General features: G+C 68.7%; 11 protein-coding genes. 6 read left to right on the forward strand and 5 right to left on the reverse strand.

Annotated elements, in window-relative coordinates:
* Positions 1-33: 33 nt before the first annotated feature.
* Positions 34-201: a winged helix-turn-helix transcriptional regulator gene (locus tag AC5DRG_RS49650; protein ID WP_491813375.1), complete on the reverse strand. Its 168-nt coding sequence runs from the start codon at positions 199-201 to the stop codon at positions 34-36.
* Between the two features lie 87 nt (positions 202-288).
* Here AC5DRG_RS49650 and AC5DRG_RS49655 point away from each other — a divergent pair, with 87 nt between their 5' ends.
* The 4 genes from AC5DRG_RS49655 (at position 289) to AC5DRG_RS49670 (ending at position 4,322) form a co-directional block, all read left to right on the forward strand.
* Positions 289-1,188, forward strand: a complete 900-nt coding sequence (locus AC5DRG_RS49655) for an LLM class flavin-dependent oxidoreductase (protein ID WP_491806935.1) — start codon at positions 289-291, stop codon at positions 1,186-1,188.
* Positions 1,185-2,495: an FAD-binding oxidoreductase gene (locus AC5DRG_RS49660; protein WP_491806936.1), complete on the forward strand. Its 1,311-nt coding sequence runs from the start codon at positions 1,185-1,187 to the stop codon at positions 2,493-2,495. Before AC5DRG_RS49655 ends, AC5DRG_RS49660 begins: the two co-directional genes overlap by 4 nt.
* 99 nt (positions 2,496-2,594) lie before the next feature.
* Entirely contained in the window at positions 2,595-3,245 is a 651-nt protein-coding gene (locus tag AC5DRG_RS49665; RefSeq protein ID WP_491806937.1) for an FMN-dependent NADH-azoreductase, read from the forward strand.
* 705 nt (positions 3,246-3,950) lie between these two features.
* On the forward strand, positions 3,951-4,322 hold the full coding sequence (locus AC5DRG_RS49670) for an MFS transporter (protein WP_491806938.1): 372 nt from the start codon (positions 3,951-3,953) through the stop codon (positions 4,320-4,322).
* Between the two features lie 244 nt (positions 4,323-4,566).
* Here the strand turns inward: AC5DRG_RS49670 and AC5DRG_RS49675 are convergent, their stop codons facing one another.
* From AC5DRG_RS49675 to AC5DRG_RS49685, 3 genes are all read right to left on the reverse strand, one after another.
* The gene (locus AC5DRG_RS49675) at positions 4,567-7,788 is read right to left on the reverse strand and encodes an efflux RND transporter permease subunit (protein ID WP_491806940.1); all 3,222 of its coding nucleotides are present in this window, start codon (positions 7,786-7,788) and stop codon (positions 4,567-4,569) included.
* 194 nt (positions 7,789-7,982) lie between these two features.
* On the reverse strand, positions 7,983-8,657 hold the full coding sequence (locus tag AC5DRG_RS49680) for a response regulator (protein ID WP_491806942.1): 675 nt from the start codon (positions 8,655-8,657) through the stop codon (positions 7,983-7,985).
* Positions 8,654-9,871: a sensor histidine kinase gene (locus AC5DRG_RS49685; protein WP_491806943.1), complete on the reverse strand. Its 1,218-nt coding sequence runs from the start codon at positions 9,869-9,871 to the stop codon at positions 8,654-8,656. Before AC5DRG_RS49685 ends, AC5DRG_RS49680 begins: the two co-directional genes overlap by 4 nt.
* Before the next feature lie 154 nt (positions 9,872-10,025).
* On the opposite strand from AC5DRG_RS49685, the gene AC5DRG_RS49690 reads away from it, so the two are divergent.
* Together AC5DRG_RS49690 and AC5DRG_RS49695 are read left to right on the forward strand one after the other, a co-directional pair.
* Entirely contained in the window at positions 10,026-10,640 is a 615-nt protein-coding gene (locus tag AC5DRG_RS49690; RefSeq protein WP_491806944.1) for a TetR/AcrR family transcriptional regulator, read from the forward strand.
* Between the two features lie 48 nt (positions 10,641-10,688).
* The gene (locus tag AC5DRG_RS49695; protein WP_491806945.1) at positions 10,689-12,299 is read left to right on the forward strand and encodes an MDR family MFS transporter; all 1,611 of its coding nucleotides are present in this window, start codon (positions 10,689-10,691) and stop codon (positions 12,297-12,299) included.
* A 74-nt stretch (positions 12,300-12,373) separates the two neighbouring features.
* Here AC5DRG_RS49695 and AC5DRG_RS49700 read toward each other — a convergent pair whose 3' ends face one another.
* Positions 12,374-12,625, reverse strand: a complete 252-nt coding sequence (locus AC5DRG_RS49700; protein WP_491806946.1) for a hypothetical protein — start codon at positions 12,623-12,625, stop codon at positions 12,374-12,376.
* Between the last annotated feature and the right edge of the window lie 466 nt (positions 12,626-13,091).

Below are 13,091 nucleotides of genomic sequence, written 5' to 3' on the forward strand. Positions count from 1 at the left end.
GGCCTGTCCAACCCGAGATCAGCATCCGGCGGTTCACCAATGCTTGGCCGTCCGGGGCGAGTTGGCAGCGGATCTGTACGGGTTGGTGGGATGGCCGGGTTGCTCGATGAGGTCCACCGTCTCGAGTTCCTTCAGACGCTGGGAGAGGAGCCGGTCGGAGATGCCGTCGATCACTGCCCGGTACTCGCCGAAGCGGGGCAGGTGTCGTCATGAATGGTGTCCACTTACAAAAGATTAGCGCCTTACCTATTGTTTTGCCGTTGGGGCGGACCGGCGCACCGTAGAGGCATGACCGATTACCAGCGCCCACTCTCCTTCGGACTGAGCCTCGACCCCTCCGCCGGGACATGGCCCGAGGCCCGGCGCCTCGCCCGGACGGCGGAGGACCTGGGACTGGACCATCTCGCCATCCAGGATCATCCCTACCAGCCCGGTCACCTCGACGCCTGGACCCTGATCACCCACCTGTCCGCGGTCACGGACCGCATCTCCTTCCTCACTGACGTCGCCGACCTGCAGCTGCGGCCGCCGGTGATGCTTGCCAAGGCCGCCGCGTCGCTGAGCGTGCTCACCGACGGACGGATCCAGCTCGGTCTCGGAGGGGGTGGCATCCCCGATGCCATCGCGTCGATGGGCGGACCGGCACGACGCGGCCAGGACATGGTGGCGTTCGCCGAGGAGTCCCTGGGGCTGCTGCGCACGGCCCTGTCCGGAGGCGCCGTACAACTGCACAGTCAGTACCACTCCGTCGCGGGCTACCGCGCCGGACCGGTGCCCCCGAAGCCCGTCGAGCTCTGGCTCGGCGCCCAGAAGCCCAGGATGCTCGCGGTCACCGGCCGGGTGGCCGACGGCTGGATCTCTCCGCTGAACATCTACGTTCCGCCGCAGGAGGTGCCCTCACGGCAGCGGATCATCGACCAGGCGGCCACCGACGCGGGCCGCGACCCGAGGACACTGCGCCGCGTCTACAACGTCATCGGCGTGATCGGCGACCATGGAGACGGCCCCGGGCTCGTCGGCGATGTGCGGCGGTGGGTGGACACCCTCACCGAATGGGCCGTGGAACTCGGCTTCGACACCTTCGTGTTCTGGCCCGCCACCGATCCCGAGCGGCAGCTTGCGCTCTTCGCCGGCGAGATCGTGCCCGCCGTACGCCAGCGCGTCGACGCTGTCCGGAGCGGACGATGAGCGCCACCCTCGACACCGTGCCGGCCGAACTGGCAGGCAAGGTGGTCACCCGCGACGACCGGCGCTACGGGCTGCTCCGCTCCACCTACACCACCGTGGGACGCCCGGCAGCCGTCGCACTTCCCGAATCCGCGGGCGACATCTCGGCGGCGCTGCGGTTCGCGCGGGAGACGGGGCTTCGGGTGGCCGTCCGCAGCGGCGGGCACGGCCTGTCCGGCAGCGGCACCAACGAAGGCGGGCTCGTCATCGACCTGAGCGCGCTGCACCGGGTCGACGTCCTCGACCGCAGCTCCCGACTGGTCCGTGTCGAGGCGGGTGCCCGCTGGGCCCAGGTCGCCCAGGCGCTCGCCCCGCACGGGCTCGCCATCAGCTCGGGCGACCACGGCAACGTCGGCGTCGGCGGCATCGCCACCGGGGGCGGCGTCGGCTGGCTGGTACGGCAGTACGGACTCACCGTCGACCACATCCGTGCCGTGGAGATCGTCCTGCCCGACGGAACGTTCGTACGCGCGGACGCCGATGCCGAGCCCGACCTGCTCTGGGTGATGCGCGGGGCCGGCGCGGGAGCCGGGATCGCGGTGGCCTTCGAGATCGAGGCCATGGAGCTTCGTGACATCGGCTATGCGCAACTGGTCGCGGCAGTGGACCCGGCGGGGGAGACGCTGCGTCGCTGGGCCGACGTCATGGCGCGGGCGCCACGCGAGCTTTCGACGGCGGTGATGCTGTCCTCGCAGGGCGCCACCACTGCCGCGTTCATCACCGCGGTCGTGTCCTCGGACAGTCCGTCCGTCATCCGTGACGTCGTCGAACCGCTGCTCGGCATCGGCGACGTGACGGCCCAGCAGGCCCACGTCGTCCCCTACACGGAGCTGGTCCCCTCGCTCCATCTGCACGCCAACGCTGGGCAGATGCCGTCCAGCACGACCAACGGACTGCTCACCGACATGACCCCGGGCGCCGCTCGCGCCCTGGTCACGGCGGCGGCCACCCCCGACCCGGTCCTGATCCAGCTGCGGTCGCTCGGCGGCGCGACCCACGATCCGGCCCCCTCGGCCATGGCGTTCGCACACCGCCACCAGAACACCCTCGTCGTCGCCTCGGCTTTCCCGCCGGACGACCGCGCGATGCTGGCCGCCGCCTGGGCCCCTCTCGCCCGGCACACCGACGGCGCCTACGTGAACTTCGAGAGCGCCCCCGACGAGGCCACGTTCGCACGCGCCTACCCCGGACCGACCGGCACCCGCGTCACCGACCTGTGGAGGCGCTACGACCCCGACGGCGTCCTGCGCCCTCAACCGCAGGCCTGACCACCCCCCCCGGGCCTCACCGACCACGAGCCCCGCGGCACCCGCCGCGGGTGCCCACCCCTTCATGCCACCCCCTTACTGGTTTACTGGAGATACGTCATGGCCACGTTGCTGCACATCGACTCCTCCCTGTTCGCGAGCGGCGCCTCCGCCTCCCGCGCCGTGACGGAGACCTTCCGCAGGATCTGGGAGGAGCAGCACCCGGAAGGCACGGTGATCTACCGCGACCTCGCTGCCGACCCGGTCCCGCACATCACCGCCCACTCCCACACCGCCGGCTTCGCCGATCCGGACGCCCACACGCCGGGGCAGGCCGCGGCCTTCGCCGAACGTCTCAAGCTGATCGAGGAGTTGGAGCAGGCGGACGCGCTGCTGATCGGCGCCCCGATGTACAACTACTCGATCCCGTCGACGCTCAAGGCGTGGCTGGACAACGTGATCCTCTTCGGCCGCACCTCGGGCGAGACCCCCTCCGCCCAGGGCACCCCCGTCACGGTCGTCGCCAGCCGGGGCGGCTCCTACAGGCCGGGCACCCCGAAGGAGCCCTACGAGTACGTCGTGAACTACCTGACGGCGATCTTCGCCGACACCCTCAGTCTCGACGTCGACTTCATCGTCCCGGAACTGACCATGGCCCCCCACAACCCGGCCATGGCCGAACTGATCCCGCTCTTCGAGACCTCCCGCGACCGCGCTCACCAGGACGCGGCCGCCAAGGCCAAAGCCCTCGCCGCACGCCTCGCCGCATGAGAAGTCGTTGTCCTTCCGACCTGCGTGGTGTGCTCGCGGTTGTCGAAGCCAGGGCAAGCAGGAGGCCGTGTGCCGCAGTTGTACGCGGCGTGTCCGCCTGGTACGCCGAGCACGTCAACGACCGGAGCCCCGCAGGGGTTGCTGGCGGAGGTACCCACACGCCGCTTCGCGCTATCGACGGGGTGCTTTGTTGCCGCGCGGTCCTCACCCGTGGTTACTCAACCGTCGAGGCCAGGTTTTTCAGGACCGCTGGGGCTGCGGCGTTTCGCAGGACGAGAGATCGTCCGGTAGGCCGCCGGTCTATTCGCAATTCGGTCACCAGTAGGGTGGCCTCCGAGGCGGGCATGCCGACCACCGGCAGTACGCTGACCGCGGCCGACCGTCCGCTGGGCCAGGCCTGTCAACGCTCTCGCAAAGTTGAACACCTGCGAGTCCCGGAAAATCGACCCCCGGGGTCGTGCGGGTTGGTCGAGGCACTGCCGTCGACCGGACACCATTGGCGGACGGAAGACGATCTCCCGACCGTGACGGTGCGCTTGTGGCGTGCGGATGCCATCGTGCTGTTCGACTGGCTGATGAGCACGGACCTCGACTCTGTGCCGGTCACTCATCCCGCTCAAAAGCAGGCTCTGGCCGACTTGCTGTCGCGCCTGGAGTGGGCCACGGACACCGATTTGAGTGGGGCGACTGCCGAGGAGATCGCCGTTGCTCAGCAGGAAGTCGGAGGGCATCGACCCCACGCTCTCCGACCACTGGCCCACCCCGCCTCTGGTCTTCGAGCCCGGCCCGAACGACGGTCCGGTGCTGGTCTCCGTGGTCTACCAGGTCGCGCCGGGAGATCGCGCCGCGTTCATCGACGCCATGGACCACGTCGCCCGTTCCCAACGCCGGACCGGTGCCCTCACCTGGGGGCTGTTCCAGGATGGCAACGAACCCGGCCGGTTCATCGAGAACTACCTGGTCGGTTCCTGGGCCGAGTATCTCCCCCCCAGCACCACAGCCGCCTCACCGCCACCGACCGGAGCTTCGAGAAACGCTCCCGCGCGCTCCTGCTGCCCGGAACCCGGCCCGAGGTGATCCACGCCTTTGACGCCTCCGCAGGGCCTGTGGTGATGACTGTGCGAGGGACATCTGGCCGCCACCGGGGATTACAAATGGCCGTTGACATTCCTTCTCGACCGGCGCGCAGAGCTCTGGAGCTGAGGGTGTTGCTGGGTCTTTTCCGCCGGACAGGAGGACCGGTGACTCGGCTCATCGACAGGTGTGTCCTGCGGCCCGATGCACCAGGACCGCAGGACACACGGCGTTCTTGACGGAGCATTTACGGTTGCGGTTGCAGCGTGGGGCCCTCCTGTGCTGCCGGAGCGGCCTTCCGCGCGGCCCGGCGGGCACGGCGTTGTGCGCGGCGCTCGCGCCGGGTCTCGACCATCGTGTACAGGGTCGGGATGAGGACCAGGGTGAGCAGGGTGGAACTGAAGAGACCGCCAATGACCACCACGGCGAGTGGGGTGGAGATGAAGCCACCCGAGTCGGTGATGCCAAGGGCCATCGGGAGAAGCGCGAAGATGGTCGCCAGCGCGGTCATCAGGATGGGGCGGAGCCTGCGACGACCGCCCTCACGGACCGCCTCCTCGATGCTCATGCCCTGCGCCCGGTACTGGTTGACGAGGTCCATCAGCACGATGGCGTTGGTGACCACGATCCCGATGAGCATCAGCATGCCGATCAGCGCTGCCACGCCGAGCGGAGCGCCGGTGATGCGCAGCAGGGCGAACGCGCCGGTGAAGGCGAAGGGAATGGAGGCCAGCAACACCAGGGTCTGGCGGATGCTGCGGAAAACCCCGACCAGCAGCAGGAAGACGATCGCGATCGCGGCCAGAATCGCCAGGCCGAGCTGACTGAAGGCGTCGCCCTGGCTGGCCGTCACGCCGCCCATCTCGTACGTGACGCCCGACGGCAGGTCCAGCTTGTCGATCGCCTGCTGCACCTTTGTGCTCGCGGTGCCGGTGCTGTCTCCGACCGGGGTGGCCGTGACGGAGGCGGCCCCGGAGCCGTCGACGCGCTGTCGCTTGGTCGGCGCCTCGGTCTGCGTCACCGTGGCGACCTTGTCCAGCCGAACTTCTCCCTGCGAGGTCGAGATCGTCAGCGACTTGAGGGCGCTGACGCTGTTCGGCGCGGTGGAGGTGGTGCTGACGAGCACGTCGCGCGTCGAGCCGTCGACGGTGATCTGCGTGACGGTGCTGCCCTGGACGGCCTCGCTGACGGCCGAGGCGATGCTCGTGTCGCCCAGTCCGTACGAGGCAGCCTCCTCACCCTTGGCCCGGATGCTGATCTGCGGTGACTGGGTGGAGAGATCGCTGCTGACGTCGGTGACCTCCCGGACGCCCTTGAGTGCGTTCTCGATCTTGTCGGTGGCGGTCTTGAGGTCCGTGTCGTCGTCGGACTTGACGTCGACCTGGATGTCGTTGTTGGACCCGATGCCGCTGTTGGAGCCGACCGTCAGGTCACCGGCGCCCTTGAGGTCGTCGAACCTGTCCCGCAGCGTGTCCTCGACCGTCGAGGAGTCGGCGTCGTCCTTGAGAGCGATGCTGTACGAGGCGCTGTTGGCGCTGCTGCCGCCGCCCATGACGGCGAAGCCGCCCGAGGAGCCGATGGTGACCTGGTAGGAGTCGACCCCGTCGACAGCGGAGATGGCCTTCTCGACCTTCTTCGCAGCCCCGTCGGTAGCTTGCAGGCTGGTGCCTTCGGGCAGGGTCTGGGTGACGCTCACCGAGTCCGAACCGGAGTCGCCGAGGAAGCTCGTCTTCAGGCCGGCGGCCAGGCTGAAGGTGAAGACGAGCAGTACGGCCGCGATACCGAGGACCGACTTGCGGTGACCGACGGCCCAGTCGATGACGGGGACGTACGCACGTTGCAGCGCGCCGCTTCGTTCCTCTTCCTCGACCTTCCTGCGGAATTCCTCCGGGTCGGCGCCCTCGGCCTCCTTCGGTGGCTTGAGGAACCAGTAGGCGAGCGCGGGCACGATCGTGAGTGAGACCAGCAGCGATGCCAGCATCGCCGCCACGACCGTGATCGAGAACGGGCCGAACAACTCCCCGACCAGCCCGCTGACCAGCGCTATGGGGACGAACACCGCCACCGTGGTCAGGGTGGAGAGAGTGACCGCGGTGGACACCTCGCGCACCCCGGTCAGGATGGCGGTGCGCTTGTCCTCGCCGTAGCCGAGGTGCCGTTTGATGTTCTCCAGGACCACGATCGAGTCGTCGACGACCCGGCCGACCGCCAGGGTGAGGCCGCCGAGAGTGAGGACGTTGAGCGAGTAGTCCTTCATCCACAGCGCCGTCAGCGCGATGAGCAGGGACAGCGGGATCGAGACGGCTGTGACCAGGGTGGAGCGGACGGAGCGCAGGAAGAGGACGATCACGACGACCGCCATCAGCAGCCCGAGCAGGCCCTCCTCGAACAGGCCGACGACAGACTGCCGTACCTGCGGGCCGTTGTCGGAGACGACGGTGATCCGGGCGTCATGGCCGAGGTCCTTCTCCAGCCCGGACAGCTTGCCGCGCACGTCCTCGGAGATGGAGGACGAACTGCCGTCCTGGTCCATCGTGATCGAGACGCCGAGGCTCTCCTTGCCGTCGGTCCGGGTCAGCGTGGTGGCGTCGGAGTCCTTCAGCTCGACCGTTGCCACGTCCTTGAGTTGTACGGGGCTCTGAGAGGCGGAACCGCCGGTGGAAGCGGAGGATCCGGTCGACGGCGTTCCGCTGATGCCACTCGCCCCCGAGGCGTTGCCGGAACCGGAGTCCGTGCTCAGCCACAGGTCCTTGATCTGCTGGACGGAGGTCAGGGCACCGCCGACCTGGATGCTGAGCGACTTGCCGTCGGAGTTCACGGACCCGCCGGGAGAAGCCGAGCCGTTCGTCGTCAGCGCACTCTTGATGGACTGGACGGAAAGGCCGTTGTCCTCAAGTTCGCCGACGTCCGGCGTGATGACGACGACCCGGTCGCGCTCCCCGGTGACCGTGGCCTGGTTGACTCCGTCGACGGCCTTGAACTCGGGTACCACCTTGTCATCGAGCATCTTCGCCAGGTCCTGCTGGTCCTCGTCGGAGGTCACGGCCAGCGTCATCGTCGGCTGATCGTCCGAACTGCCCTTCTGGACCTGGGGGTCGACGGCCTCGGGCAGTTGCGTGGAGGCCTTCGAGAGTGCCTGCTGGACCTCGTTCGCCTTGGTGGCGACGTCGGCGTCGTAGTCGAACTGCAGCTGGACGGAAGCGGAGCCCTGTCGGGACGTGGAGGTGACCGTCTCGACCCCGTCCAGGCTCTTGACCGCGTCCTCGATCGGCTTGACGACCTGGTCCTCCACCACCTGCGGTGAGGCTCCGGCGTAGGTGGCGGTCACGGTGACTGCGGGGAAGGAGATGTTGGGGATCAGCTGCTGTTTGAGAGACGAGGCGGCGTACGCCCCGAAGGCGACGACGATGATCGTGATCAGGGCGGCCAACTTGCGGTTGGCCAGACTGATCCGGGACAGCCAGGACATCGAGACGGGTCTCATTTCTGGGAACGGATGGAGTCGTACGAGCCCTCCCGGCCGGATTCGCCCGGCCTCGGGGCGGCGTGCCCCAGCCTGTCCCGCACCCGGGCGCACGGTCGTCAGCCGCTCGCGGTGCTTTTCGCCTACCGCGGACGCGTTATCCGTACGGTGTCCTACCGCGTCCGAGGACCCACGCGCTTCTAGAGCATCTCGCCCGGCTCCACCAAGCCGCTCTCGTAGGCGAGCGTCACGAGTTGCGCGCGCTCACTGACGCCGATCTTGGTCATGGCCCGGTTGACATGCGTCTTGACGGTATGTCGGCTCAGCCGGAGACGCTGGGAGATGCCGTCGTTGGTCAGGCCGCTCGCCACCAGAACCAGCACCTCGCGCTCCCTGGGCGTGAGTTCCGCCAGCCGCTCCGTCTCCTTCGCCCAGTGACGCGGGGCATGGGCCTGGAAACGCGCCATGAGGGCGGCCGTCGCCGCCGCCGACAACATGGGTTCACCGGCCGCGACGGTCTCGATCGCCGCCAGCAGGTCCTCCGGGTCGGCCCCCTTGCCGATGAAACCCCTCGCTCCCGCCCGCACCGCCTCGGCGACGTACTCGTCGATCTCGAACGTGGTCAGGATCAGCACCTTCACGTCGGCGAGAGCCGGATCCGCGGTGATGGCCCGGGTGGCCTCGATGCCGTCGGTTCCGGGCATCCGGATGTCCATGAGCACCACGTCCGCGCCCCTCGCTCGTACGAGCTCGACCGCCTCCGCGCCGTCCGCGGCTTCGCCCGCCACGTCCATGCCCGGAGTGTTGTCGACGAGCCGTCTGAGCATGCCGCGCAGCAGCGCCTGGTCGTCCGCCAGCAGGACCCGGATCGTCACTGGTCGCCCTCGTTCCCCACTCGTTCACGTACCGGGACGCGCGCGGGGCTGAGCGGCAGCCACGCCTCCACGACGAACCCGCCGCCGGGGCGCGGACCGGCCGCCGTGCTCCCGCCCACCGCGGCGGCGCGTTCGCGCATGCCGATCAGGCCACGTCCGGTGCCGTCCCCTTCACCCGGACGCCGAAGCGGGTTGCCGTCGTCCTCCACGGTGACGTGCAGCGCGTCGTGGCCGTAGCGCAGCCGTACCCGCGCGGTGTCCACCCCCGCATGCTTGCGGACGTTGGTCAGTGCCTCCTGGACGATCCGGTACGCCGCCACGTCCACCGCGGACGGCGCCGGCCGTTCCTGTCCCTCCCGGTCCACGGCCACCCGCAGTCCGGCCCGGTCGAAGGAGACCACGAGGTCCTCCAGCCGGCCTACCCCTGGGCTGGGCTCGCGTGGCGCCACCGGGTCCCCGGGCTGGCCCAGTAGCCCCACGATGGAACGCAGTTCGCCGAGTGCGCCCTTCGAACCGTCTCTGATGGCCTCGAGGAGTTCGGCCATCTGGACCGGATCGCCCCGTCCCACATGGACTCCGATGCCGGCCTGGGCGTTGATCAGCGTGAGTTCGTGGGCGACGACGTCGTGCAGCTCTCTGGCGATCCGCATCCGTTCCCCGGCCACACGGCGGGCGGCCTCCTCCTCGCGGGTCCGTTCGGCCCGGTCGGCCCGTTCCTCTAGAGCCCGCACGTAGGCGCGACGGTTGCGGACCGAGTCGCCGACGGCCGTGGCCAGGCCCATCCAGGCAATGGCCCCCACGCGTTGTGGACCCAGCAGCGGCCCGGCCTGGAAGAACATGGCCGTCAGGGACAGGGCGGCCATGGTCAGTGCGGCGGCGGTCCAGGCCTGGCGCCGACCGGAGCGGAGCGCGACGGTGTACAGGGCGACCATGAGCGGAGGCAGCGAGGGGACGAACGGGCCTCCACCGGCCTGATGGACCACGGACAGCGCGGAGACCGCCCCAAGCACCCCGAGCGGACTGCGGTGGCGGGCCGGCAGCACGGCGCTCGCCAGGCAGGCGAAGACGATGTCCAGTGGGGTGGGCCACCCGGGAAACCGGGTCGGATCACCGCAGGCGGTCGCCAAGGACGTCAGGCCCACGCATCCGACGAGGCGAGCCTCCCTCAGCCGGCCGTGGACCGCCGCTCTGCCGCGTCGGCCGATCGTTCGCATGGCGTCAGCGTAGGTGGCGGCACGGCGACGGCTCGTCACCCAGGTGCGGCAACCGTCCGTACCGCGATCGCGGTACGGACGGCGGCTCAGGTATCGAATCAGCGGCATATCTTGCATAGTCCGCAAAGTTTGCAGAGCATGCAAGAATTGTTCCATGACTCCCCAGGGTGAAGGTCTGCGTGACCGACGGCGTCGCGAGACGCGGCTGGAAATCCACAGGGCCGCACTGCGGCTGGCCCGGAAGCACGGCTTCGACAAGATCACCGTCGACATGATCAGCGCGGAGGCCGGGGTCTCGCCCCGTACCTTCTTCAACTACTTCCCGAACAAGGAGGCGGCCCTGCTGCTGGGGCCGACCGAGGTGCCCCCGGCGCTGGCCGCGGAGTTCGTCGCGGCCGGCGCCGCGTCACCCAGGGAGGTGCTCGCGGATGTGACCCGGCTGCTCCTGCGGGAAATGGCCGACAACTCGCCCGAGCGCGCGACGATGCACGACGTCTTCGCGCTGGCGCAGACGCATCCCCCCATCCATGCCGCGCTGCTGGCTCGTATCGAGGGCTTCCAGAGGTCCCTCGCCGACGCGGTCGCCCAGCGGATGGGGCAGCGACCGGAGGACGAGGTGCCGAGCCTTATCGCGGCACTCGCGCTGGCCGCGGTGCGCACCGGATTGGAGCGCTGGTCGCGCGAGGTCCCGCAGAGCGCCGAGGACGACTCTCCGATCCCGTACGTCGAGCGGGCCATGGAACTCCTCCGCACCCTGTCGGCCGACTGATCCCCGCCCTTTGTGTGACCTTGTCCCCCTTCGTTGTTGAGGAACTTCATGAGTGGACTGAACCCGGCGGAGACGGAGGAGCAGGGCTTCTCCGGGGTTCCGCAACACTTCGGCCTGATATTCGCGGGTCTGATGACCGCGATGCTGCTCGCCTCGCTCGACCAGACCATCGTCAGCACCGCGCTGCCGACCATCGTCGGCGAGTTGCACGGCGTGAACCACATGGCCTGGGTGACCACCGCGTACATCCTGGCCGCCACCATCGCCATGCCCGTCTACGGCCGCCTCGGTGACCTGATGGGCCGCAAGACGCTCTTCCTGGGTGCCATCGTCGTCTTCGTCACCGGATCCGCGACCGCGGGCATGGCGCAGGACATGACCGTGCTGATCATCGGCCGTGCCGTACAGGGCCTCGGCGGCGGGGGCCTGATGATCACCGCGCAGGCGATCATCGCCGACCTGGTGCCGCCGCGGCAGCGCGCCAAGTACATGGCGCCGATGGGTGCCGTCTTCGGCCTTTCCTCGGTTGCCGGACCGCTGCTCGGCGGCTGGTTCACCGACGGTGTGGGTTGGCGCTGGGCCTTCTGGATCAATCTGCCGCTGGGCGCGCTTGCCCTCGCAGTCGCCGCGTTCGCGTTGCGCCTGCCCCGCCGGAGCGTCAAGGTCGCGATCGACTACCTCGGCATCACGCTGATGGCAGTCGCCGTCACCTGCACCGTGCTCGTCGCCGACTGGGGCGGCACCGATTACGCCTGGACCGACCCGCTGGTCCTCGGCCTCGCCTCAGGCGCCGTCGCCGCCTGGGCCCTGTTCCTGTTCTCCCAGAGCCGCGCGGCCGAACCGATCATCCCGCTGCGCCTGTTCCGGAGCCGGATCTTCAACATCGCCACGCTGCTCGGCATGGTCGTGATCGGCGTCGGGATGTTCGCGGTCATCGGCTATATGCCGACCTACCTGCAGATGGTGTATGGCAAGAGCGCGACCGAGTCCGGACTGCTGCTCATCCCCATGGTCGTCGGCATCATCGCCACGGCCCTCCCGTCCGGGCAGCTGATCAGCCGGACCGGCCGCTACAAGATCTACCCGATCCTCGGCACCGCGGTCGCCGGCGTCACCGTGTGGCTGATGTCCACCCTGGACACCGGCAGTTCGATCGCGGTCGTCTGCGGATACCTGTTCCTCTTGGGTGCGGGCGTTGGCCTGATCATGCAGAACCTCGTCCTGGCCGTGCAGAACGCCTTCCCGCCGAGTGACGTCGGCACCGCCACCTCCGCCAACAACTTCTTCCGCGAGATCGGCGCCACCTTGGGCACCGCCGCGGTCGGTGCTGTGTTCACGCACCGCCTCACCGATCAGCTCACCAGTCGGCTCTCGGCCGCCGACGCCAAGGTCGTGGGTTCGACCGACTCGCTGACCCCGGCCCTCGTCCACGCACTGCCGGACAAGATCCAGGAAGCCGTGATCCTCGCCTACCAACAGGCCTTGACCCCGGTGTTCCGCTACATGACCCCGCTGTTCGCCTTCGGCCTCGTGCTGGCCTTCCTCCTCCCGGAGAAGAGGTTGTCCGACGGCAATGGCCCCGGAACGGATCCGGTGACTCCAAGTGCCGGTGATACAGGACCTGATACGAGTGAGGCCGCGGCGCTGAAGCGGAAATGATGGAAGGGGGAGCTGAGAAGAACGATCGTCGGGTTCCCCTGTTCCCCGCTGACACGTGCGCCCGGCTATGCGAGTCACGCGCCAGGTACGTGACCGCGTACGAACGTGTCATCAGTGTGGGCTGTCGCAGGCCAGCTGAACCATCGTGCACAGATGGTCCGCCTTGTCGCTGGTGCCGTGATGCGGCCGTCGAAGTCGACGCCTTGGACTGTGCCGTCGGCGACGAATTGGCCGATGACCGCGTAGGCGCTCGGCGCGTTCTGGCGGGAGGGCTTCTCGGCCAGCAAGGTCACGTGGACGACGCCCTCGTCGTCGGTCGGTTCCACGGCGGCAGCCGTAGAGGTGGATCTGCTCGCGGGAACCCCTCTCAGGGCGACCACGTTTCCGCCGTGCCGGCGAGTAGGTCCGCTGGTGTGGACGTCGCCCGGGTGCCTCTGCGCTACGACCGCGACGCCCTGCACATGGCGCGGAGAACGGCGAGAGAGCCGTGAGGGCGCGGCACGGAATGCGAACTGACGAGGACGAGGTCGTCACGTGACGGTCCGGGTCCTGTAGCCCGACGGTCACACGTCAACTAAATGCGGCAATTGCCCGCACTGGTGCTTCTGCCAACGCGCGCAGTTCACCAGATGGTCACGTCAGATACTCCTGAAATTACCCCGCAATTCTCAGTGGCTTCTCACGTCCCGCCGGTTTCGTGTGCTGCGTCGCCCGACCGGGCCGTACGACGAAGGAGGCGCATAGTGGCACTACCGGTGACCACATGGCGGAAGTCCCCGAGCCAGGAGGAGG

The organism is Streptomyces sp. JLBG701 (assembly GCF_058544905.1).

Excerpts from the sequence above, each read along its gene's own strand:
- AC5DRG_RS49655 (WP_491806935.1), top strand. The coding sequence starts at position 289 with ATGACCGATTACCAGCGCCCACTCTCCTTCGGACTGAGCCTCGACCCC.
- AC5DRG_RS49660 (WP_491806936.1), top strand. The coding sequence starts at position 1,185 with ATGAGCGCCACCCTCGACACCGTGCCGGCCGAACTGGCAGGCAAGGTG.
- AC5DRG_RS49665 (WP_491806937.1), top strand. The coding sequence starts at position 2,595 with ATGGCCACGTTGCTGCACATCGACTCCTCCCTGTTCGCGAGCGGCGCC.
- AC5DRG_RS49675 (WP_491806940.1), bottom strand. The coding sequence starts at position 7,788 with ATGTCCTGGCTGTCCCGGATCAGTCTGGCCAACCGCAAGTTGGCCGCC.
- AC5DRG_RS49685 (WP_491806943.1), bottom strand. The coding sequence starts at position 9,871 with ATGCGAACGATCGGCCGACGCGGCAGAGCGGCGGTCCACGGCCGGCTG.
- AC5DRG_RS49690 (WP_491806944.1), top strand. The coding sequence starts at position 10,026 with ATGACTCCCCAGGGTGAAGGTCTGCGTGACCGACGGCGTCGCGAGACG.
- AC5DRG_RS49695 (WP_491806945.1), top strand. The coding sequence starts at position 10,689 with ATGAGTGGACTGAACCCGGCGGAGACGGAGGAGCAGGGCTTCTCCGGG.